Source organism: Bacillus sp. LSHTCR4 (assembly GCF_057197025.1).
On sequence record NZ_JBXUNO010000001.1, the window covers coordinates 1,959,802 to 1,982,446 of the forward strand.

Sequence of the window (22,645 nt, forward strand, 5' to 3'; positions counted from 1 at the left end):
TTAATTTTGTTCTTGTCAAAACCCAATGAAGTTATTTAATTTAAAAATATAAAGCCAATATATCCCTGTTCTATAATTAGAACAGGGATATATTGGCTTAGTTTAATTTTTAACATTACATACTTTATTTCGCTAAAAAATACAATAAGTTTCCTTTCAAAACAAATTCTAGTAAGCTATTTTACTTGTACCGTATAATTCCCTGTTCCACCACCATACTTATATACACTTAAGTAATATTTCCCTGGCTTTGCATTATAATTTCCAAGCAATTTGTTTCCGTCACGTATTGTTGCATAAGCTACATAATTATTTAGATCCGATTCAGAATATAATACCCAGTTCAGTCCAAGATTTTGTTCGTTCGTAACAGAAATTTGTAAATCTTTTTGATCCTTTACATCAATAACAAATTTATCCCCCTGATCTTGATCGCTCAAGGTTCCTCTTAACAAAATATTCAAAGATAGTGGGTTTGCTGTTTCAAATGAATTATTTGGTTCTTTTTCTACCGCCGTACCTTCTTCCGTATTCACTCCGCTAAACACAACATCATATTCATATTGTCCAGCATTATTTACACGGTAATTTACAAAATAAGCAGTCAATGTTTTATATCCAGTCCACTCTTTTCCTGAAAGACGTTTCAACATATCATTTGTTGCTTCATTCATCACTTTCCAGTCCTCAACTTCTCCTTTAGCCGCACTTCCTGTATATGTCCCCTGTAGTGTAAATGTATTAAAGAATTGTGATTTATTCTTTGTTACTTTCACATCTTTTAATTTCGCTTCATTCGTAATATCTGAAGTAACGTCCGAAAGCGATTTTGGATCATGCTGAGTTAAATACTCATCTGATACTTGTGGAATTGTATACTTATCGCGATTATCAATAAGCATTTGCATATAAGATTGATATTCTTCATTTAACTTATTATCTTTGCTTAATGTAGCACGGTATGCATCGTAACTTGAAACATCATTTGCGCGAATTAAATCATGTACTTTATCGAACATTTCTGGACGCTTATTATACATATATGATTGCAGTGCAAACGAATAATTATAAAAATCCCACGTTCCATATTTCGCATTTAATGTTTGTGATGCTGTATAACGTTTTGCAGGATCATTAGATAACCCACCAATTATACTTTTTCGCGGTACTACACTATCTAATCGCGTTGCACCTGCAAAGAACTCTGCGTTTCCTTCTTCAAACCATGTTAAACGTTCATTTTGATACATTTCTCCTTGTCCCCATAATCCCTGAACTTCGTACCTTCCCTGTAAGTAGTGCGTAAATTCATGGCGGAACAATTCTTCCAAACTATAAATGCTTTGCTCTGGTGTACGTTCATATGTAAAGAAAGTCCCTGTCCCTTCAATATAAATCCCACCATTATTCGTTTCATATCCGTACAGTTGACGATTAAATTGATACTCATCTGGGCTATTATAAATAACCATCGTTAACACATCATCAGCATGTCCACTTTCAAGTGGTTTATCGCTACCAACTGTACGATAAAATTGAGAGCGTACTTCTTTTGCCGCCCAGTATAGACGTTTAATTTTCTCTTCGCTAACTTTATCCCCAGCTTTAAAGACAATTGCTCCATCATCAAACGTATACGTTTTCGGTAAATATTTCTTTTTACCCTCTTCTCGAATTTGATCTAAATTTACAGTTTTTCCGTTCGCATCTATTCCTCCATAATTTGTAGTAATTTGTTCTGCCGCAACAAAGTATTGCTCTCCTAAATATGGATAAATTCGCATTGCATCTGTAACAACTTGTTGTCCTTTTGTCGGCGTGCTATGAAGCTTGCCCAATCGGCCAGCATAGTAAATTCCATTATTAATTAACCATCCATTTTTATTTGTTACTGTACCAAGTAGTGCAAAACGATTTACTTCATTAATAAAGTTATCAATATTTCGATACCACATCGTATCTTTTGGCTCTTTTCCAGTCGTGTACATATCCGTCTGAATATCAAAGTCAATTCCCTTCATCAACTCATATATAGCGTCTCCTTTTGTTCGGTCTTCAATGAAAGTTGCAAGATTATCGTTATATTGTTTAAAAATTTCACCTGCATATAAAACCGTTTCAACATCTGCTGATGCATTTCCAATTAATTTTCCATATGATGCAATTACTTTATTTTGTTCTGATGTACCAAGTTTGAAATTTGGATTTTTTGCAATTGTTTTTAAAGCTGGTAAACATTTATCATGGTAGCTACGCTCATTTAGTTTGCTTAATTCATCATGGTAAAAACCTAAATAAAATGCTGCACGTAGAGCTTCTACTAATGTTTCAATCCCTTTTGAATCATCTTTCGTATAAGCTTGTCCTTGTTCTGCTAGTTTATTAATAATTGCTTGCATTCGACTATCATCTTGATAGAATTTAAGACTATCACTATTAAACTGAAATAATTCCGGAATTTGATACCATTTAATTGTCACAAGAAGATCAGTTAATTGTTTATTATTTAATTGATTTAACTCAGCCATTGAATACTTTTTTTCTTCAGCTAACGGTTTAATATTATCGGTTGGTGCTAGTGGACGCTGCGATAAATCCGCTAATTTTAACCGTTTTGTAAAAGATGCATTTTCTTGTAATTTTGAAGGGTGCGCCAATTCATCAACAGATTTCTGTATTCCTACCGGCTCCATTTGTAATACGTTCTTCACATTTTTCTCTTTTGTCTCTGCTTGAATTTGCAAACCATTACATGTTATTGTCACTAGTCCAACACCAAGAATCCACTTAGAAATTTTCGAATATTTAACCATGCCATTTCCCCCTTAATAATTTAAAAGAAAATTCTGAATTTTAAAATCAAAAAACTCTTATTTGTATGTATTTACATTTCCGCTATAAATACAACTATGATCAATAATGCAATAGTAGCTTGTTTTATACTATTACGAGTACAGATTTCTTACATACAATCTCCCTCCCTTACATTTAATACAAGCAAAAACTGTGCCAATCATATTTCTTATGAATAGCCAACATTCTTTTATAAATACTGTAGAATAAAATATACATAGGTGGTTCAGCAATGTATAAATCATTTGACACAAAATCTAATGTTTATGAAGAACAAATTCATTAAATGTTATAAGTTCATTAGCCAGTAAATAATTTTCAACTAACAACATCTCAAATTTTTAAATCTCTCAAAAAAAGGTAAACAAACATATTCCATAAAGCTAATACGTTCGTTTACCTTTGTTATTTCATGTCAACAACAAAATATCGTTGAATAAAAACAGCATGAATAAGTATTTTGTTATTCATTTCTCTTTTTCATATAATCTTTTTCACATTGTAACGGCTTAAATTTCACTTTTTTCCCTTTCTTCTTTTTCGTTTTTATAACGAGCCATTCCCCTTTTTCAACGTCTAGTTTTAGGCGTTTCATTACATTAATATTATCTTTTTCTTTATAAAGTAAAAATGCTTCTTGCGCTCTCACAAATAAGCTAGGCTCCTCGCTAAATCCACCACTATCATAAATTTTAGTTAGCGAATTATAATAAGAATCATTTTCCTTTCCACCATACATCAAATGGGCAGCCTCCAGATCTCTTCTACTTACTTCCCAAAAACTATGCTCATCAATATTTAAATTAAATGTGGATTTAATGTCCTGTATTATATTCTTCACATACTTTTCATCTCGAATTTTCCTTTCTTCAAGACAATCCGAAGATAACCTTGGTGCATCTGATTGGGAATGTACAACGTGTTGTATTGATACACACAACATAAATACGCTTAAAATGTATAATGTTTTTTTCATATTTACATATCACCTCAAATGATTTATATACTGTATCATTTGAGGCTTACAATATTCTTATGCTGGAAATGAGAAAGATCCTATAAAATAAATCTTTTATAGGATCTTTCCGTCTAATATTGCTTTATCAAATTTACCGGTGAAGCAATTATCTTTCCACTTTTTACGTCATATAGCCCTATAGGTGTTACCCGTATAAATGGCAAGTGCGTCGCAGAAAAGAATAAAATTGTAAATGCTGGATCATCATACGCGTAGCCACGCTCTTGTAGTAATTTCACCATCTGTTTCTCTTCCTGTATTAATTCACTCATTTTTAAATTAGACATAATCCCGAGTAATGGCAATGCTATTTCGTGTAATACTTCATTCTTTTCAGCTATTACCATTCCCCCGCCAAGCTCTTTTATCCTATGAAAAGCTGTAAGCATATCTCCTTTACTCTTTCCAATAAGAATGATGTCACCCGTACCAGAATAAGAGCTAGCAAGCCCACCTAGTTCTTTCGCAAAACCTTTCACAACTGTATTAACTCGCCAACTGCCATTACGAGCAATCATCATAAGGAAACATTCATCATGATCTGTTGACAATTCATCACATTCTATGTTGATTTCACTAATATATGGTTTTGTAATAACGTTATTTAATAAGTGTATACCCGTTTTATTAGAGAAAATCATATCCTCTTTTTCTATGAACCAATCTAATGATAATGGAGTTACTTTACATTTACCCCAGTCTATATGTAATCCTTCATGCGTATTTACACCGTCACGCTTCACCCATTTCCCCTTTGCAATAACGCTCGCTGGTACTGGGTTTTCTTTACTTTCTAAAATATTGATATTTGCAATTCTACCTGTCCCAATCGAACCATGTATATGCTCCATATTATAATAACGAGCAATATTATAACTTGCCATATGATACGCATCTATTACTGGAACACCTTGCTTTATAGCAGTAGTAATCATTACATTCGTCATTCCGTTTTCGTAAAAGGACGGATGAGAACCATCTGTTGTGAAAAAGAATCTATCAAATTGCTTCACACCTAATTCCAGTAATTCTTTTAATAAAACTTCTAAATCTGGTCGGATGGAAGAGTTTCTAAGAGAAACAGTGTAACCTTGCATAAGACGAGTTAACGCTTCTTGACCCGTCATTGCTTCATGATCACAGTCTGTACCTAACAGTTTTAATTTTACTAACGTTGCTTCAGATGCTCCTGGGAAATGTCCTTCTACTTTTTTCTGTAATCGCTTTGTTTCCTGCACCCAAGTTAGCATTTCATCATCGCCATGTAATAATTTTGGCCATGCTGTTAGCTCTCCTCCTTGAAGAACTGCTTCATGCTGTAGCCACTCTATCATTTCTTCACTATTAAATAAAGATTCCCCATTTTGCAATTCAGTTTGTCCATCAAAACGGCACCACCAATACATACTAACTGGAAGCTTTTTAAATTCATCTAATAAATGAAATGATTCTTCACGCTTTAATGTGAAAAATAGAGTTAAATTATCATTAATAAAAGTTGTTGTCCCGGATTGCATCGCATGATTCGCTAACGTCTCTGGATTATATAATTGATATGGATGTGCATGCGGTTCTATGTAACTAGGAACGACATACTTTCCATCACAATCAATGACTTCACATTCATATAGTTGCTCTGGCAACTTTTCTCCTACATATATAATACGGTCATCATAAATCCAAATATTTGCTTGCATCCATTCACGTATATAGGAATTTAAGTATGTTGCATTCTTTAATAATTTGTGTGGACTTCTTGTACCGTCTATTATTTCAACATGTTCTCGTAATTGCTTGTTACTCCATCTAAACTGATTTTGTCCCAATGTATTTCACTCCAAATCAATTTACTTTTCTATTAAAACAAAATAATTAACAAACTAAAGTATTATCCATTCATAACTCCCCTGTATAGCCCCTATACCTCTCATTATATGGAATACTCTCAAAAATAACAATTTTCAAAACAAACAATACATCTTTGTCCCACAACAAAAAGGATGTCATGCAACTGACATCCTTTTTATACTAAACTATAAGATTGAATTGCACTTTGAAATACACTTGTATCATATTTATGTTCTACATATACTTAATACCATATCATGAATGTTAATACTGTCCTTATTTGTGAAATTTAAAAAGCATCTCTTTTATTTACAACTATTACAGAAACCTATTCGCTTTTTCTTCATCTATTTATTAAATTCAACTTGCATCATTTTATCAAACTGTGTAAGAATTTCAATCGGACCTAAAGAATTAGCATTGACAGCAAATGTATGCTTGCCTCCAATTACTCCACCAGCAAAAGTCATAAACCCAGGAATTGATCCTCCGTGCCCCCATACTGAGACACCATTTGGAAGTTTAGTCTCATAGATTCCAAGACCATATCCATCCCCAACCCCTTTTCCTTCTACAGGAACTGTAGTAAGCATTTCTTTTAGCTCGCGTTCCTTCAGTAACTTACCACCGAGTAAAGATGAAAAGAACTTGTTTAAATCATCCGCATTAGAAATCATATCTCCAGCTGCATTAGCTAAACTCGGATTATAATACGTAATGTCTTTCAACTCGCCTGTTTCTTCCATTTTCACATATCCACGAGCATGATTCTTTCCTGGGATGACTGGTGAATTTCCTGGTAAAAACGTATTTGGCAAGTCCAGAGGTTCAATAATTCGCTTTTCAATTTCTTCCGCATAACTATTACCAGTTATTTTTTCAATTAGCATTCCCAATATTACATATCCTGTGTTTGAATACAACCAGTCTTTGCCCGGCGAGAAATCTGGAGGCAGAGAAAGGCCTATTTTCACTATTTCTTCTGCTGTATACGTTTTTTTCGAATTCATTACGTCCGCGTCTTTTGACTTTAAATATTCAGCGATACCACTCGTATGATTCAAAAGTTGTCGTATCGTAATTTGATTTCCATCATACCCATTTCCTTGCACGAGACCCGGCAGCCACTTTTCAATTGGATCGTCAAGTTGTACGCGATTTTCTCCTACTAATTGAAGAACAGTCGTAGCAGTAAAAGTTTTCGTCACACTACCAATCCGAAAGCGAAAATCTGATTTCACCGGTTTCTTTGTAATTAAATCCGCCACGCCAGCAGTATAACTATTAACTTTCCCTTTATTAGACGTCTTAGCTAATACCCCTGGCGCCCCAATTTGTATTGTTTCCTGCATTACTTGTTTCCATCCATTCCGATTCTTTTGATTAGGTTCTTGTGACGAATTAGAAATATTTTGAGTAGACTCTGCTTTCACAGTAAAACCAGATGTAAATAGAGTAGTACCCGCTAATAAAACTGTCAAACTCGCTAACTTCATTGAATTACATTTTTTCATAAGGTTTTCTCTCCCCTATTCATATCGTATTGATTCAAGCTATACTTTTATCCTATATGATAAAACTCTCTTTTTTCTTATCCATTCCTTACGAAATACTTACGTTTAAAGTTTGATACAATCTGCTGAGAAAGAATTATGTATGAAAATAAAAAGGGCATAAAAAATAAGGAAAGTCCCTTAACCTCCCCCGTTTTTATTTCACCTTATCTTAATTATTTTAAGATGATTCATTGTGTTCGTATTAAAATGAATAAAAAAGAACGTGTTTTCATTTTTTATGTAAACACGTTCTCTTTTATTTAAACAACTAATCTATATTCACCTTTACCATCCTGCACTAGCGTTCATACCATTTCCGATAATAGAAAGTAATAGTGGCCATAATACTGGTCCTAACGTAAGAAGTAGATTTAGAAGTATAAGTATTCTATATACACCGGTGAAATTATGATTTTTACGATTAATAAATACAAGGCTGACTAATGATAGTATGGTCGTTAAAAATAACACTAACATTACCAACCAATACCACACCATTAAACTGAGACTCCATGGTGTTAACAGCTCGTGTATGATACAAAATGAAATTCCTAACACAGCAAAACTAAAGCTAGTCACCGATGTTTTTATAAGCCATTTATTTATTTTTTTGTCGTATGTAGTTTTACAATATAAATCTATTAAAGTGAATAAAGATAAATATGCCATTAATACGCCTATCCAAGACAATAACCAGTCTCCGTCCCCTTTGAATAATAAGAACAGCAACCAACACATACTTACTGCAGAAAAAACAAAGGAAATAAGTATGCTTTTTAATACTGATTTCATTACATTTTCACACCCTTAAAAAATTTAAAAATTAATTATAATTTACAAAAATTAAGTATAGATTAACATGTAATGAAGTATAAGTAAATAATGTTAATTTTGTTTACCTATTTAAATACGGTTTCATATAAGAAAATAATTCATGTTAATCAAATTTCCGTATAAAAAAAGAAAAGGTGGATATTTATGTATCCACCTTCCCATCTCCCTCTATCCACTTCATTATTTCTTTCACATCTAAATCCGTATACGTCTTTTCCCCATAACGAACAGACTCATATAACGGGATAATATCCCTTGTTCTACAAATTCTTTTTAACCACTGTTGCATCGTTTCATAGGACCTTCTCTGTTCATGAAATGGTAATGTTCTTTCCCATTCAACTAACGTTTTCCTTATCGTATCTGGTGGTAACGGCTGTTCAAACTGATGAATGACTTTCTTGTTATTTTCGGTTTTTACCATATTTTCTTTTGTTATCGATTGTTTATCCTGTCCTATTTGAGATTTCGTTAGCTTTTCCCTAACAGATTTATAAAGAAAATATATAATTATCCCTGCAATCATTACATAAAAAACTATACTAATCCATGAATTTGAAAGCATAGAAAATATGTCTCCCCATGAACTCCCCTTTTCAAAATCTTTAAATTTTTTACCCGTTGTCGTTCTCTCACCATTATCTCCTACTTTTTTCTTTTCTATAGGTGTTCCATAATCTTCAGTATCACCGTAGTTTATAGTTTCCTTATAAACTTTTTCAGATTTCTTTTCAGTAAAAAAACGTTCTTTTACTATATCTTGCACATACACAACACCTTGTGATAACGTTATTGCACCAATCGCAAAGAAAAGTATGATTAAAGCTCTTACACTCCACAACTTCACTTTCATATGCCGCGCTTTATTCACCATGACATAAGCCCCTTCTTATTCTTTCATTACAATCCATTTGTTTGTTCTACTATATTTCTTTGGAGAAGTACCAAGGATTAAAGGAACCGCATCCAATTCCTTTCGCCGAAAGCCCGCTGTGTAAAAATAAGAAGAGGATATAGGCGTATCCTGATCCGATATTGAGGCAAGTACTTTTAATACATTTTGCAAATGTTTCCGATTATCCCCATTTTTTATATGCAATAACCCGTTATCTTTTACACTATTGATCCATACTTCAAATGAACAGTTTTGCATAAGAAGTTGTTTACATATACCCGCCGTTAATTCGATTAGTTCTTCTGTATCATTTCGCAAAGAAATACCACTTTTATTTTGTAAGTTGAGATAAATTGCGTATTTATCTGATTGCGTTCGCTCATATTTTTTCGCGGTTATCGTCCCTGTTTTCGCTGTTGCACTCCAGTGGATGGAACGAAAATCTTCGTTTTCATACGACTTCACTCCCACTACTTTCGTTTCATCATATAGCGGTGAAGACATCGCTTTTCGAAATCCTCGTGACCATTCTTGTAATTCAGGAACTTGTATTTTTGGAACAGCTGGTAAGACTAAATAGGAGGGCGTATCAACTTGTTTATATGTGATATGGTTCGTTATAAATCCAAAGAGATCAGTAATAACAATTTCAACCTCTTCCCATTTCACAATGCCTCTTTTTAATGCCACAGCTTGTAAATCAAATGAAACTGACTCTCTTCCTTTTAAATTAAAATTCATATAATAATTTGAACCTGTACTATGATTTTTATTTATTTCATCATGATTCCAAGTTATCTTATTTTCACATTTAAATCGGAATACAACATTAAAAATAGGGAAAATTGATTTGTTTGAAATTTTTATTTTGCACCTGTTCGTTTCACCGATAAAAACATTCGAATTTCCTTGATCGTATTCCCAGTTAACACGAGATACTTTACGTATATAAACATGCATAGCACCTATTAAAATTACATATAAAAATACGAGAGATAATATGAGTAGATTACTTGAAAATACACATAAAATAACGGCTACAACTGACATAACTCCCATTACGAAAGGCTCCGCTAAAAGTGTATACACAAGTTGTTGATTCATCGTACATTCTCCACTGGCACACTAATCGTATGAAGAATTTCTTTCATGATTTGTTCTTTCGTCGTTTTCATCTCTCCCTCAATCGTTAACGTTAAACGATGAGCGCATATAGATGCAGCAAGTATCTTTATATCATCTGGCGTACAGTAATCTCTTTCATTTAATATAGCCCGTGCTTGAATTGCTCTCATAAGTGCCAACGTCCCCCGCGGACTTACACCAATTTCAATTAGCTCATGCTTACGCGTTGCCTCAATAATTTCAAGAAGATAATCTTGCACATCATTTCCTACTAACACTTCTCTTGCACGTTTTTGCATCATAATAATTTCTTCACTTGAAATAATAGAGTGTAATGTTTCTAACGGATCATTCATTTGAAACCGATTCATCATTTCCTTTTCAGCTTCTCTCGTAGGATAACCTTGGCGAATCGTAAGTAAAAATCGGTCTAATTGAGCATCCGGTAAAGGAAATGTGCCAGCAGATTCAAGCGGATTTTGCGTTGCAATTACTAAAAAAGGTTCCGGTAATGAATGTGTCTGTTTCGCAATCGTAACAGTACGCTCTTCCATCACTTCGAGTAACGAAGATTGCGTCCTCGGTACAGCCCGATTAATTTCATCCACTAATACTATATTTGCAAAAATAGGTCCTAACCTCGTTTTAAAATCCGATTCCTTCACATTAAAATATTCAAGACCAATAACATCTCCGGGCAAAGTATCCGCTGTAAATTGTATTCTTTGAAATTTTGCGTCCACGCTTTTAGCCAAACTTTTCGCTAGTGTTGTTTTTCCTGTCCCCGGTACATCTTCTAATAAAATATGTCCTTTTGCTATTAGAGCAATGGCTGCAAGTTCTATGGATTCATCTTTTCCTATAATAACTTTCGAAATATTATTAGTGATTTTCTTTAATATATTCATATATTTATCCCCCGTCTTCATTTATTGAGAAAATTAAGAATTATAATTTTCCAAATTATAACACATACCGATAAAAGTAAATATATTCCTATCAAAATAAAAAAGATGACCTTAGCACTATAAGCTAAAGTCATCTTTTTTTATCTCATTATTTTACTAACTCTCCATTATAAGCTTTTATATCAAGAGGAGCAGTTAAAAACTGTGCTGCTTTACTAACGAAAGATGTGAAGTGTTCACTCTTATTATGACTCGCAACGGATGCTTCATCTTTCCATACTTCTACCATCGTATATACATTTTCTTTTTCCGTATCTTTATAAAGATCATAAGATACATTTCCACTTTCTTCTCTTGAACCATGAAGTAGTGGCTGAATTTCTTCTAAAAATGATTGTTCTTTCGCTGGATCTACTTGAAATATTGCGTGAATAATAATCATGGTGTTTCCCCTTTCATATTCCACTTATTTCTTTAAAATTACTTCCACTCTGCAACTTTTTCAATTGGAAGACGTACTGATTGGTAACCACTGTCAGCAGCTTTTCCGATTGAAATTAACATAACTGGTACGTGACGGTCTTTATCTAGTCCGAAAGCTTCTGCGATTTGATCTTTCTCAAAACCACCAATTGGACAAGTGTCATAGCCGTGAGCACGAGCTGCTAACATAAATTGCATTGCTACAAGACCACCGTCAATTAGTACTGTGTCTTTCATTACTTCTGGTGTAACCATTGAGAAATAAGCTGAAAGTTTTTTCATTTGATCTTCTTTTACTTCAGCTGGCATAAGTCCGCGCTCTACTGCTGTACCATAAATTTCTTCTGCGTTATCAAAGTTGTTTAAGTCACCGAATACAGCGATCATTGCTGAAGATGTTTCTACTTGAGATTGATTGAATTTCGCAAGTGGTGCAAGTGTTGCTTTTGCTTCGTCACTTTCAATCACAAGGAATCTCCATGGTTGCATGTTTACTGATGATGGTGCAAGTGTTGCTTCTGTAAGAATTTCTGTCATTTCTTCTTTACTAATTTTCACTGAAGAATCATACTTACGAATTGAACGACGTCCTGTTAAAATTTCATTAAAATCATTTGTTTTTACTGAGTTAGTCATAGTTGTATTCTCCCTTTTTATAATTCTTTTATATTTTCTTGAATGTGATTTAACATATTTAAAAGATTATCGCGTTCTTCCTCACTTAATCCTTTAAATGCAGATGCTGCAAAACGTTCTTTTTCCTCTTGAAACGCTTGAATTTTATTTCGTCCCTCTTCAGTTAGAGAAACTAACGTAATTCTGTTATCATCTGGATTTTTACGTCTTACAATCATTTCATTAGCCTCAAGCTGCTTTAAATGCCTCGTAATCGCCGCATTATCAATATTCACTTCTTGTTGAAGTGCTTTTTGACTAATTTCACCTACTTCATATAACTGAAGTATAAGCTCTAATCGAGACTGGCTCATACCCGTACACCCTTCAAATTTCGAACTTACTTCTTTATTTAGAAAGTGTAATTTATATAAAATAATCGCTTCTTTTGAGCATGAACTTGTCAAACTATCCCTCCTTTACATACAAAACGGAAATGTTTGATGCATCAATAGTTGATATGTCAATTAATATAATCTATATCGATTTAGATTGCAAGCTTTTTGTTTTCATTTTTATTTTTCCAAATCAAGGCGCTTTGTCGCGTTACAAAAAATGTAAATTACATTATAATAGTAATAATTTAAATGACTGGAGAGTGATTGTAATGCGGCAATACACAAATAGAAATGAGGAAATGAAAATGGAAAATGAAATGAGGATATTGATATATGACAACATTAAATATAGGGATTGTCGCGCACGTAGACGCTGGCAAGACGAGTTTGACTGAGCGTATTCTTTATGAAACGAATGTGATTAAAGAAGTTGGTCGAGTTGATAGTGGAAGCACGCAAACTGACTCAATGGAATTAGAAAGACAGCGTGGCATTACGATTAAAGCATCTGTCGTGTCTTTCTTTATTGATGATATAAAAGTAAATGTCATTGATACACCTGGACACGCCGATTTTATCGCTGAAGTGGAGCGATCATTTCGCGTTTTAGACGGTGCGATTTTAGTTATTTCTGCCGTTGAAGGTGTGCAAGCACAAACGAAGATTTTAATGCGGACATTACAGAAACTAAACATACCGACTATACTATTTGTTAATAAAATAGACCGTAGTGGCGCAAATAGTGAAAAAGTTGTAAAGCAAATAAAAGAGATTCTGTCAAATGAAGCATTCCCCTTCTACTCTGTCCAAAACGAAGGAACAAAGGAAGCTCGTATTATTGAATATAAATCATATGACGATTGCGTAGAATTGTTAGCACCATATAATGAATCATTACTCACCTCATATGTAAATAACGAAATCGTACCAGACGCACTTTTAAAAAAAGAACTAGAGAAAAAAATACAGCAAGCAAATGTGTATCCAATCTTTTTCGGTTCAGCAATGACAGGTATAGGAGTAACTGAACTCCTTGAAAATATTTCAGCCTTACTTCCAGCTAATAATTCGTCTCCAGATGAAGAATTATCTGGTGTTGTTTTTAAAATTGAACGTGAACCTTCTGGAGAAAAGATTGCTTATGTAAGACTTTTTTCAGGTAGTTTACACATTAGAAAATATGTGGATATTCAGCGAAATGAGTCTCTACCACATAAGGAAAAGATTAAAAAAATGTGCCTATTTCATAATGGAGATGCCATTCAAATTTCTACCGTTCCTAGTGGAGAATTTTGCAAGGTGTGGGGACTAAATGATATTAAAATTGGTGATATTATCGGTGAACGAACTGATTATATAAAAGACATTCACTTTGCCGAACCACAAATGGAAGCAGCCATTGATGCAGTACCTAAAGAACGAATTCATGATTTATACGCTGCACTTATGGAACTATGTGAAGAAGATCCACTCATTCAAGTATGGAAAGACGATGTTCATAATGAACTATATATTCGCCTTTTCGGTGAAGTACAAAAAGAAGTAATTGAAACGACTCTTTTTGAGAAATATAATTTGCAGGTTACTTTTTCAAATACGCGAGTTGTATGTATTGAAAAACCAATTGGCATTGGAAATTCCGTCGAAGTAATGGATGAAAAAGCGAATCCATTTTACGCAACAGTCGGATTCAAAGTTGAACGTGGTGAACTTAATTCTGGCATAACATATACATTAGGCGTTGAACTTGGCTCACTACCTTTAGCATTTCATAAAGCGATTGAAGATACTGTATTTCAAACGTTAAAACAAGGTTTATACGGTTGGGAAGTTACGGACATTTCTGTCACGTTAACGCATACAGGTTATGCTAGTCCTGTTACAACAGCGAGTGACTTTAGAAACTTAACGCCGCTCGTTTTAATGGATGCTTTAAAGCAAGCTGAAACATATGTATATGAACCAGTAAATAAGTTTGAATTAACTGTACCAGAGCATGCAATTAGTACTGCAATGTATAAGCTCGCTGCCATTCCAGCGACTTTTGCAGAGCCTATATTCAATAATGATTCTTATCAATTAACAGGCTCATTACCTGTTACGAAAACAGAGAATTTTAAGCGAATGCTTCATTCATTCACTGAAGGAGAAGGAATATTTACAACGAAGCCAGCTGGTTTCACAAAAATTTCGGCTCCCTTCCCTACTCGAAAACGTGTTGATTATAATCCGCTGAACCGGAAAGATTATTTGCTTCATGTGTTGAAGGCTTATTAAAGTAAAAGAGGTGCAAATTGCACCTCTTTTTGCATGTATTGATAAGTTATTTTTTCCTAACAACTTCTTGAAGCTTTTCTATTATATTTGCTATCGCTTCAATTGAATTCTCTGTTTCATATTCCCCCACATTTACAGAATGATTTGCATTTTTGATAACATCGATCGTTAAATTCGTTTTATATAACTGCTTAACTTGATCTGCATTATATTGATGATCTTTATCCCCAATAACTAAAAGCCCTTCGTGTTGACTATGTAAAATGGAGTCGAAAATAGATTCAAATGTTAGTAAAGGTGTAAGTAGTATCATTTTTGACTGTAAAAACTCTTCTCTCTTCATTACATCATTTGCAATCGGAATCGTTCCGAGTGACTTCCCTAAAAACAAAGTCTCGTTGTATTGCTCACCTTTTAATACTTCATTCATTATAGGATAAATATCATCCATCATTACTTTCGTTAGTTCTTCTATTGGTTTATTCATTACCTGTTCGTCGTAAGAGTAATGAATATGTACAACATCAATTTTATGTTCAAGCATAAGCATCGTCGCGTAATAAAATAACGGCTTATCGTAATTGTATCCTGAACCTGAAAACATAAAGCAAACCGTACTAGAACCTTTTTCGATATGTGTGTAACGAATTACTTTGTCATTTATATGTACCTCTTTTTTAGTCCCCTTCACCCTTTTTCCCTCCGAATACGTTTATTTTTGTAAAACGATATGTTCTGTATGAACTGATACAGCCTTTACTTTCTCTTTTATAAATGCAGGCTGTAAATTATATGCATGTAACTTTTCTACCGGCACCCACTTAAACAAATACGTTCTACCCTCTTCTTCCAAAATATATTGATCCGCTCCATTTGCAGGCAATTCATCTAGCTCTACTTCATAATAAAAACTAATCTCATGAAACTTTCGCTCAGAAAGTGTAAAGAAATTTTCTACTGACCATATTAGTCTCTTCCCTTTAATAGGAACGCCTAGTTCTTCTGCAAGTTCTCGTTTTAACGCGTCTTCACTATTTTCTAGCATTTTCACTCGACCGCCCGGTACGTACCAAAAATCTTCACCGTCCCCTTGCAGAATAAGTATTTTATTATCCTGTTTACAAATTGCTCCGACGCGGTAGTTAAAACATGTTTTCTCTACTTTAAATGTAAGATCCATCCGTAACGCCCCTTTATATAAATATCGAATTATCACAAAACAATTATGTAATTACTGTACAAATAAGGTTACTAAATCCATTTACTTTATTCAATCATTTTCGAATTTTCTAAACTCTTATTTTTCATCATTACAAGTGCATATACATATGTTACAATCACATTGCACACTAGAAAAACATGATGGGGGTACGGATGGAAACGTTATTAATCCAGCAAACTGAGAAATCAAATAAGTTTTGGAAAATCGTTGTGAAAGAAAAGGACTATGTTGTGTTTTACGGAAAAATTGGCACAGCTGGCAGTGTGAAAGCGAAAGAGTTTGAAACAGAAGAAGAATGTATGAAAGAAGCTAATAAACTAGTTGCTTCCAAACGTAAAAAAGGATATATAGACCCTATTCAAGGGGAAGATTACATAAAAGAAAAGACGATAACCGAAGAAGAATTTTGGGAACTACTTCATCGTGCAAAAACGAAAGGTGAGGACCAAGAAGAACAAATAGAATGGCTTACTTCCCACCTTGCTAAACGTACAGTACATGAAATTGTTGCTTTTGATACGCATATGCATCGTATTTTGAAAGATTCCTATACCTCCCGTTTATGGGCAGCCACTTATATTATTATGGGTGGCTGTTCAGATGATACTTTTGATTACTTCCGTGGATGGTTATTATATCAAGGAAAAGAGACATACGAAGCTTGTATTGAAGATCCAGAACGATTAATTCCTGTATTAGAAAATTTGAGTGAGTATGACGTTCCAGAAATAGAAGAACTTTCTTTATATTTCGGTTTCACTGTATATGCAGAAAAAACTGGTGACGAAGATGATACTTACTTTACACTTTACCATGTCTTATCTAATGAAGAATTCGACGATGTAGATTTTGAATTTGACTGGGATGAAGACGATGAAGAAGGTTTAAAAAAGATGTTTCCTAAACTATGGGAGATGTACGGAGAAGAACCGATTGAGTGGTAGATTCATATTAGGACTCTGTTTAATCAATAAACAGAGTCCTTTTTTCACAAGATTCTTATTTAAACTCTCTTTTTTTCATACCGCTTATCCAATAACATCTTTTCCCTTTCCCTTGAAATACCTGCTTTTGATTCCCATTCGTCCACACTCTTCATCCACTTATACACATCTGTAACTGTATGTTCTAACCTTCTAAAAGTAAGTCCTTCTTTAACAGCACTTTCAATACTAATTGAAAATCCACCTTTCCACGGCTTCGTTTCCCCTTCTAATGGAAAAGTTTCCGGAATCCATAAAGGCATCTCTGTCCAAGGCTCTATTTTTTGTTCCTTCATAAATGACTCATCTACCCAAATGAATTCAGCATCACTATTCGTAACCTTTTTACACGTATTTAATAGCTCTTCCATCGTCAATTCATCATTCGGACCTGTAACATTGAATATACCTGCTTTATTGTTTTCTGCCATGTTGAGTCCCCAGTTTGCGACGTCTTTTATATCAACTATCTGCACTGGACGCTCTTTTCTTCCTGGAACTAACACTTCTCCTCCCTTTGCTACACGCTGAATCCAGTATGGAAGTCGATCTGTATAATCAAACATTCCTGAAAGCAGTCCTGCTCTTACGAGTAAAACACGCCCCGGCCAATACTTCTCTGCTTCTTTTTCACATAATACTTTCAGCGTACCATAATGCTCATAAGGAGATATTTCACCATTCTCTACAGCCTTTATTTGCTCTTCCGTCGGTTCAGGTTGTAATATATAGTCTTCTTTTATGTCATACGGAATCCAATCTTTATATACGGAAAGGCTTGAGATGAAGAGATAGTGTTCAATATTATCTTTAAGTACTTCCCCAACATTTCTAATGTGATGCGGAGAAAATCCACATGTATCCACGACAACATCCCATTTTCGATTTTCTAAACTTAATACATCACCATTTCTGTCCCCAATAAGCTGCTCCACTTCAGGAAAAATTTCTTTGTTTGTTCCGCGGTTAAATAATGTAACTTCATGCCCCCTCTGTAAAGCCTCTTCTACGAAAGCTCTGCCTAAAAATCGTGTACCGCCTAGTATTAGAATTCTCATGGTTCTCCCCCATTCGTGATAAAAAATCTATTCTTTTGTTTAACGATTTTTTGTTGTAAAAAGTTACGGGGGATAATTAAATTTTTTCTACAAGTTCAATATATGTAATTTCGACACTTTTTCTATGTTAAAAACAATAATATGGAAATATTCATTCTGTCGATTTCCATTTCATATATAATTAAAATATCGGATATTCGATTAACCACTTATACATACTTAGGCAGGTGAAGAATATGAATAAACACATAGTTTATCATTCAACATTATGTATTTATTTTCTCACATCACTTGTATATATCATCTTGCTGAACATAGAAAATGGTCGTAATTATTTGGGGTTTACAATGGTTGTTCCACTTTTAGCTGTTATTTTATTTCAAACATTATATAAGAAACAAAAAATAGTTCATACATTTGGAATTTCACGTCCAAAAATAAAAACACTAATTTTCTCTATATTATTGCCACTACTTCTAGGACTATGTCTCCATTTCTATTTTTATAATTATGATATAAAGTTCTTATATCATCATTGGAATGAATTAGGATTTCTCTTGCTCGTTGGTCTTACAATTGGATCTTTATCTGCATTATTAGAAGAGATTATATGGCGAGGGAATTTTCATTACTATTTACGAAAAAAATATTCATTCATGCAAACAGCTATTATTATAGCTTTGCTTTGGTCTTCATGGCATTTACCAATAGCAATCTTTTATAAAAATTATGAGTTTCAGCTTGTAGGAATATTAAGTTATCTCTCTTTATTATTTATATTATCTATAATTTTAACGTACACGAGAGAATATGGCGGTTCTGTAATATCACCCGCAATTTTACATGGTATGTTTAATGTATTTTATTTAACAGATGTCGTACAAAACAAGTGGGATACCAGCCTAATAGAATTAATTAAATTTACCTTACTAGCAATTGTGCTGGGCACGATGTATCTTATACTTCACAAAGTTAAAAAATAGTTAAACAGCTAAGAAAAAAGATGTTTCTTCTTTTAGTTGAAAGCAGCTTTAATAGATTATAAAGTACTTCAACACCTTGCAATTATTTAATAATCGTATAGGTGTTGAAGTTTTATAATCTTAGTTACATAATTTTGTTAACACCACACTTTTTTCTATCATGAAGAACAAAACAAGTTTAACTAAACCTTCATTCTTATTTTTATAAAAATAACCATATTAATCTTTTAAATAAGGAAGTATGCACCCTTTAATTAATTCCCATCTATCCCGTGCATTCGGCATAGCTTCAGAAGCAATTACTACAACCAAATCCTGCTTCGGAATACAACAAATCACATTCCCACCATCACCCATTGCACAGTATGAAAAGATTCCATCTTCTTCTCGTAACCACCATAAGTAACCATATTGATTTTGGTTCATTTCTGTCGATTCTTTTATCCATGATTTTGATAGTATTTGTTTTCCATTATGATTACCTTCATTCAAATACAGCTGTCCAAACTTAACCATATCTTTAACTGTTAACGCTAGTCCCCAGCCGCCTGTCGAAATACCATTTGGATCATGAACCCATCCTTTTACATCTTTTCCGAATAAGTCATCAAATCCAAACGCTTTCATATTGTAGTTTGGAATTTCTCTCATGCCGAGTGGCTGAAATAGCTGTTCATTCGCAAATTCACGCGCACTTTTTCCTGTTACGCTCGTAATAATTGCTGATAATAAATGAGCTCCTGCAGATGAATATTTAAAAGATCCAATTTCTCCGCCGTTTCCTATCCTATTTAACGTATATTGTATCCAATCTTGTTGTGTACATAGTTCTTCTAACGGTTCCTGCCAGTCTACGAATGGATGTGGAGCTGTCATCGTTAGAAGATGGCTTACTGTTACTTCAGATGAATTAACGTTATATTCCGGGAAAAATTCTATTACTCTTTGATCAACGCTTTTTATATAGCCCTTATCTATACATATCCCAATTAGCGCAGAGATTATCGTTTTTGTGACTGACGCTATGTGAAATGCATCATCTGGACCGTAACCGTTATAATATTTTTCAAAAATAACATTACCTTTCTGCACTACTAACATACCATTCATATTTTCATATTCTTCTTTTATAATCTGATCTAACTTTTCAGCAGTTTTCATTATTCTTTCCCCTTTAACCTATAATTAAAAAGGTTCGATAGGTACATATATGTCAACTATATGTTTATGCTTTGGATGCTGCTTTGGGTCATTTCTATATACTTCAAAAGGATACGAGTCTCTCGGTTTATATCCGCTATTTGGCAGCCACTCACCATATATAAAGTCCCACGCTCCCTTATATTCATCTTGGAATATTTCAAAATGTCCTACTGCATACTTGCCTGAAGGTATTATCATTATTCCAATATCACTCATTTCTACTGTGGACGCATCCGGAATTGTTATACATAAACTTGTTCTTAAATGATAGTCCTCAGTAAATTCATGATGATCGTGGTAAATGGTTAATACTTTCGTATCCTCAAATACATGATAGTTTTGCTCAACTGCGTAATGAAATAGTTTCTCTATCATTTCTGGAAAAGCTATAGTTAACTCTTTATATGTACCTGTATGTCTTATGTATGCGACGTTTATATCATCCACAGTTACAATTTCAACATTCCCTCGAACCTTCTTACATTCATTGTATTGAGAAGTTCTTCTTACGTCTTTGCAATTCTTGCTATTGTCGTTTCGATATTGAGACGGACTTACTCCGTAATAATTTTTAAATGTACGGGAGAAAACTGCTGAATCTGTGAAACCAAAATGGTAAGCGATGTCAGTAATCGTCATATCCGAACGGTATGTAAGAAGGTTTGTTGCCCTTTCCAGTTTCAATCGGTTTACATACCGAGATAATGGTTCATCTACTATCCCTTTAAAAATTCTATGAAAATGATACTTTGAAAATCCTGCTATATCCGCTAACTCTTCAATTGAAAGTGAATCATTTATGTGTAATTCTATATAATTTTGTACTTTGTATATGCACTGTAAATACTCATTTCTACTTTGTTTACTCTCCATACTTCTAGCTCCTCACAACAAAAAGGCTAACTTTTCGCTAGCCTACTTTTACACATGTTTCAAAAATAAAACTCTACTACCGCCGTTCCCATCGTAATTTGTATGTACCGATACACCCTCTACTTCATCATCCCCAGCCTCAATTTGAAAGCCAATCTCCCTATGAAACTGTATCGATTTTTTATTAACTGGTGATGTGATTGCTTTTACAACTTTACGGTTATTTGCACGAGCGACATCAAAGAAATAAGAATACAATGTCGATGCGATTCCTCTTCTTCTATACTTCGGATTTACCCCGATAAAATGAACGTACGCTTCCTCTTTATGCGTTTGCGAAAAGAATCCGCATAAGAAACCTAACGTTTCGCCATCTTCTTCAATGATAAAACTTGTTTCTTGAAAATGAACGAAAAACAATTTTGGCAACATGTCAGCCATATCTCTACCGCCCCACCAATCATTTAAAATAGAATGAATCTTTACATAATCTTCCCCTTGAATGTTTCTTACTCGCATATGTTTCTCCCTCTCACTCACTTCATTTTTTCATAAATTTTAATGACCGTTTCTACTAAAAGGATGAATACCCATATCCCGCAAAATACAAGAACAGACTGGAATATAGAACCTAGCATAACAATACTTATTAAACCTAATTCGGATCCTGAAATGGATATTTCATCAAACCCAAGATTATGTATAAATGGACCAGTTGAAAAAGCCATTAAAATAGATTCTATTAAATAAATCACACTCATTATTTTTAATATCTTTATAGAAAGATACGAAGTTTGTTCTTGCTCCACTTGTGATAATTCGATTTCTCCACTCGCAATTCCTTTTTGCAAACAGTCTTCACATAAAAATTCTTCCTTAATTTTTTTACCACCATGCAATGCACCTGTAATTTCTTTACAGCGCGAACACTTTCGATTTATCATTTTGTTATCACTCCAATCTCGTAAGATTATACTTATACAATTCCATTTTTACCTTATTATCCCTTTTATGCATTTTATAGAGAGGTGACGTGTTTTATGATATCTAAACTTACTTTTGGCTATAAAAAGCCTACGGAGCAATATGTATTACGACCTAGTTGTTATGTAATTATTTTTAACTCTACTTCTTCAAAGATTGCTATTATCCAAAAAGGAGAAGGCTACTTTTTACCTGGTGGCGGTATGGAAGGTAATGAAACAAAAGAAGAATGTGTGCATCGTGAAATACTAGAGGAATTAGGATGGGCAATTGAAATTGATCAATATATCGGTAATGCAGCTCGATATTTTTATGCGGAAAAGGAAGATACATATTATTTAAATGATGGTTTCTTTTATATTGCGAACATGGTGCAGAAACAAACTGAAAGCTGCGAGGAGGATCATGTTCTAAGGTGGATGTCTCCATTACATGCTATAGAATATTTACTTCATGATCATCAAAAATGGGCTGTTGAACAAGCGCTTTTATTACGAAAACAAAAAGGATCTCCTTCTATATGAAAGAG

22 protein-coding genes are annotated in these 22,645 nt (G+C 33.8%); 4 read left to right on the forward strand and 18 right to left on the reverse strand.

The annotated features are described in order from the left end of the window. Positions 1 to 176: 176 nt before the first annotated feature. The 11 genes from colA to AC2CGR_RS10190 form a co-directional block, all read right to left on the reverse strand. Positions 177 to 2,813 carry a collagenase ColA gene (gene colA / locus AC2CGR_RS10140; RefSeq protein ID WP_061403011.1) on the reverse strand — a complete coding sequence of 879 codons (2,637 nt, stop codon included), beginning with the start codon at positions 2,811 to 2,813 and terminating at the stop codon, positions 177 to 179. A gap of 503 nt (positions 2,814 to 3,316) precedes the next feature. Beyond that, entirely contained in the window at positions 3,317 to 3,829 is a 513-nt protein-coding gene (locus AC2CGR_RS10145) for a hypothetical protein (protein WP_484480789.1), read from the reverse strand. A 113-nt stretch (positions 3,830 to 3,942) separates the two neighbouring features. Beyond that, on the reverse strand, positions 3,943 to 5,697 hold the full coding sequence (locus AC2CGR_RS10150) for an adenine deaminase C-terminal domain-containing protein (RefSeq protein ID WP_000531413.1): 1,755 nt from the start codon (positions 5,695 to 5,697) through the stop codon (positions 3,943 to 3,945). 369 nt (positions 5,698 to 6,066) lie between these two features. Beyond that, positions 6,067 to 7,233 (reverse strand): serine hydrolase domain-containing protein, encoded by a 1,167-nt coding sequence (locus AC2CGR_RS10155; RefSeq protein ID WP_270185025.1) that lies wholly within the window; start codon positions 7,231 to 7,233, stop codon positions 6,067 to 6,069. A gap of 327 nt (positions 7,234 to 7,560) precedes the next feature. Beyond that, a complete protein-coding gene (locus AC2CGR_RS10160) occupies positions 7,561 to 8,067 on the reverse strand; it encodes a DUF3902 family protein (RefSeq protein WP_484480790.1) in 507 nt (168 codons plus the stop codon). A 184-nt stretch (positions 8,068 to 8,251) separates the two neighbouring features. Then, on the reverse strand, positions 8,252 to 8,983 hold the full coding sequence (locus AC2CGR_RS10165) for a signal peptidase II (protein WP_484480791.1): 732 nt from the start codon (positions 8,981 to 8,983) through the stop codon (positions 8,252 to 8,254). 15 nt (positions 8,984 to 8,998) lie between these two features. Beyond that, positions 8,999 to 10,108, reverse strand: coding sequence for a DUF58 domain-containing protein (locus AC2CGR_RS10170; RefSeq protein WP_087964526.1), 1,110 nt, complete (start codon positions 10,106 to 10,108; stop codon positions 8,999 to 9,001). Then, positions 10,105 to 11,037, reverse strand: coding sequence for an AAA family ATPase (locus AC2CGR_RS10175; protein WP_087964527.1), 933 nt, complete (start codon positions 11,035 to 11,037; stop codon positions 10,105 to 10,107). Before AC2CGR_RS10175 ends, AC2CGR_RS10170 begins: the two co-directional genes overlap by 4 nt. A gap of 148 nt (positions 11,038 to 11,185) precedes the next feature. Continuing rightward, entirely contained in the window at positions 11,186 to 11,479 is a 294-nt protein-coding gene (locus tag AC2CGR_RS10180; RefSeq protein WP_087964528.1) for a putative quinol monooxygenase, read from the reverse strand. A gap of 38 nt (positions 11,480 to 11,517) precedes the next feature. Further along, positions 11,518 to 12,156, reverse strand: coding sequence for a nitroreductase family protein (locus tag AC2CGR_RS10185; RefSeq protein WP_029438787.1), 639 nt, complete (start codon positions 12,154 to 12,156; stop codon positions 11,518 to 11,520). Positions 12,157 to 12,173: 17 nt separating this feature from the next. Continuing rightward, entirely contained in the window at positions 12,174 to 12,602 is a 429-nt protein-coding gene (locus tag AC2CGR_RS10190) for a MarR family winged helix-turn-helix transcriptional regulator (RefSeq protein ID WP_000204172.1), read from the reverse strand. A 264-nt stretch (positions 12,603 to 12,866) separates the two neighbouring features. Between AC2CGR_RS10190 and tet the strand changes: the two genes are divergently transcribed. Next, complete coding sequence (gene tet, locus AC2CGR_RS10195) at positions 12,867 to 14,810, forward strand: tetracycline resistance ribosomal protection protein (protein ID WP_484480792.1); 1,944 nt, start codon at positions 12,867 to 12,869, stop codon at positions 14,808 to 14,810. Positions 14,811 to 14,856: 46 nt separating this feature from the next. Here the strand turns inward: tet and AC2CGR_RS10200 are convergent, their stop codons facing one another. Together AC2CGR_RS10200 and AC2CGR_RS10205 are read right to left on the reverse strand one after the other, a co-directional pair. After that, positions 14,857 to 15,501 carry an alpha/beta hydrolase gene (locus AC2CGR_RS10200; protein ID WP_270185023.1) on the reverse strand — a complete coding sequence of 215 codons (645 nt, stop codon included), beginning with the start codon at positions 15,499 to 15,501 and terminating at the stop codon, positions 14,857 to 14,859. Positions 15,502 to 15,522: 21 nt separating this feature from the next. Continuing rightward, complete coding sequence (locus tag AC2CGR_RS10205) at positions 15,523 to 15,990, reverse strand: NUDIX hydrolase (RefSeq protein WP_484480793.1); 468 nt, start codon at positions 15,988 to 15,990, stop codon at positions 15,523 to 15,525. Positions 15,991 to 16,184: 194 nt separating this feature from the next. On the opposite strand from AC2CGR_RS10205, the gene AC2CGR_RS10210 reads away from it, so the two are divergent. Further along, positions 16,185 to 16,976: a DUF4240 domain-containing protein gene (locus AC2CGR_RS10210; RefSeq protein ID WP_046199299.1), complete on the forward strand. Its 792-nt coding sequence runs from the start codon at positions 16,185 to 16,187 to the stop codon at positions 16,974 to 16,976. A 59-nt stretch (positions 16,977 to 17,035) separates the two neighbouring features. Here the strand turns inward: AC2CGR_RS10210 and AC2CGR_RS10215 are convergent, their stop codons facing one another. Then, a complete protein-coding gene (locus AC2CGR_RS10215; protein ID WP_270185021.1) occupies positions 17,036 to 18,073 on the reverse strand; it encodes an SDR family oxidoreductase in 1,038 nt (345 codons plus the stop codon). A gap of 227 nt (positions 18,074 to 18,300) precedes the next feature. Between AC2CGR_RS10215 and AC2CGR_RS10220 the strand changes: the two genes are divergently transcribed. Further along, positions 18,301 to 19,056, forward strand: a complete 756-nt coding sequence (locus AC2CGR_RS10220; RefSeq protein ID WP_081102024.1) for a CPBP family intramembrane glutamic endopeptidase — start codon at positions 18,301 to 18,303, stop codon at positions 19,054 to 19,056. Between the two features lie 219 nt (positions 19,057 to 19,275). On the opposite strand, the gene AC2CGR_RS10225 is transcribed toward AC2CGR_RS10220, so the two are convergent. The 4 genes from AC2CGR_RS10225 to AC2CGR_RS10240 are packed head-to-tail and all read right to left on the reverse strand — an operon-like array spanning position 19,276 to position 22,076. Continuing rightward, complete coding sequence (locus tag AC2CGR_RS10225) at positions 19,276 to 20,217, reverse strand: serine hydrolase domain-containing protein (protein WP_087964533.1); 942 nt, start codon at positions 20,215 to 20,217, stop codon at positions 19,276 to 19,278. Between the two features lie 24 nt (positions 20,218 to 20,241). Continuing rightward, the gene (locus tag AC2CGR_RS10230; RefSeq protein WP_270185020.1) at positions 20,242 to 21,132 is read right to left on the reverse strand and encodes an AraC family transcriptional regulator; all 891 of its coding nucleotides are present in this window, start codon (positions 21,130 to 21,132) and stop codon (positions 20,242 to 20,244) included. A gap of 48 nt (positions 21,133 to 21,180) precedes the next feature. Then, complete coding sequence (locus AC2CGR_RS10235) at positions 21,181 to 21,651, reverse strand: GNAT family N-acetyltransferase (RefSeq protein WP_131102478.1); 471 nt, start codon at positions 21,649 to 21,651, stop codon at positions 21,181 to 21,183. A gap of 17 nt (positions 21,652 to 21,668) precedes the next feature. After that, positions 21,669 to 22,076, reverse strand: a complete 408-nt coding sequence (locus AC2CGR_RS10240; RefSeq protein WP_131102480.1) for a DUF3980 domain-containing protein — start codon at positions 22,074 to 22,076, stop codon at positions 21,669 to 21,671. A 96-nt stretch (positions 22,077 to 22,172) separates the two neighbouring features. Between AC2CGR_RS10240 and AC2CGR_RS10245 the strand changes: the two genes are divergently transcribed. Next, positions 22,173 to 22,640: an NUDIX hydrolase gene (locus AC2CGR_RS10245; protein WP_087964538.1), complete on the forward strand. Its 468-nt coding sequence runs from the start codon at positions 22,173 to 22,175 to the stop codon at positions 22,638 to 22,640. Positions 22,641 to 22,645 lie beyond the last annotated feature (5 nt).

Bases quoted from the DNA above. Each gene is read 5' to 3' on its own strand.
- AC2CGR_RS10240 (WP_131102480.1), bottom strand. From the start codon at position 22,076: ATGATAAATCGAAAGTGTTCGCGCTGTAAAGAAATTACAGGTGCATTG.
- AC2CGR_RS10235 (WP_131102478.1), bottom strand. From the start codon at position 21,651: ATGCGAGTAAGAAACATTCAAGGGGAAGATTATGTAAAGATTCATTCT.
- AC2CGR_RS10225 (WP_087964533.1), bottom strand. From the start codon at position 20,217: ATGAAAACTGCTGAAAAGTTAGATCAGATTATAAAAGAAGAATATGAA.
- AC2CGR_RS10230 (WP_270185020.1), bottom strand. From the start codon at position 21,132: ATGGAGAGTAAACAAAGTAGAAATGAGTATTTACAGTGCATATACAAA.
- AC2CGR_RS10145 (WP_484480789.1), bottom strand. From the start codon at position 3,829: ATGAAAAAAACATTATACATTTTAAGCGTATTTATGTTGTGTGTATCA.
- AC2CGR_RS10245 (WP_087964538.1), top strand. From the start codon at position 22,173: ATGATATCTAAACTTACTTTTGGCTATAAAAAGCCTACGGAGCAATAT.
- tet (WP_484480792.1), top strand. From the start codon at position 12,867: ATGACAACATTAAATATAGGGATTGTCGCGCACGTAGACGCTGGCAAG.
- AC2CGR_RS10205 (WP_484480793.1), bottom strand. From the start codon at position 15,990: ATGGATCTTACATTTAAAGTAGAGAAAACATGTTTTAACTACCGCGTC.
- AC2CGR_RS10155 (WP_270185025.1), bottom strand. From the start codon at position 7,233: ATGAAAAAATGTAATTCAATGAAGTTAGCGAGTTTGACAGTTTTATTA.
- AC2CGR_RS10215 (WP_270185021.1), bottom strand. From the start codon at position 18,073: ATGAGAATTCTAATACTAGGCGGTACACGATTTTTAGGCAGAGCTTTC.
- AC2CGR_RS10165 (WP_484480791.1), bottom strand. From the start codon at position 8,983: ATGGTGAATAAAGCGCGGCATATGAAAGTGAAGTTGTGGAGTGTAAGA.
- colA (WP_061403011.1), bottom strand. From the start codon at position 2,813: ATGGTTAAATATTCGAAAATTTCTAAGTGGATTCTTGGTGTTGGACTA.
- AC2CGR_RS10180 (WP_087964528.1), bottom strand. From the start codon at position 11,479: ATGATTATTATTCACGCAATATTTCAAGTAGATCCAGCGAAAGAACAA.
- AC2CGR_RS10175 (WP_087964527.1), bottom strand. From the start codon at position 11,037: ATGAATATATTAAAGAAAATCACTAATAATATTTCGAAAGTTATTATA.
- AC2CGR_RS10185 (WP_029438787.1), bottom strand. From the start codon at position 12,156: ATGACTAACTCAGTAAAAACAAATGATTTTAATGAAATTTTAACAGGA.
- AC2CGR_RS10160 (WP_484480790.1), bottom strand. From the start codon at position 8,067: ATGAAATCAGTATTAAAAAGCATACTTATTTCCTTTGTTTTTTCTGCA.
- AC2CGR_RS10170 (WP_087964526.1), bottom strand. From the start codon at position 10,108: ATGAATCAACAACTTGTGTATACACTTTTAGCGGAGCCTTTCGTAATG.
- AC2CGR_RS10210 (WP_046199299.1), top strand. From the start codon at position 16,185: ATGGAAACGTTATTAATCCAGCAAACTGAGAAATCAAATAAGTTTTGG.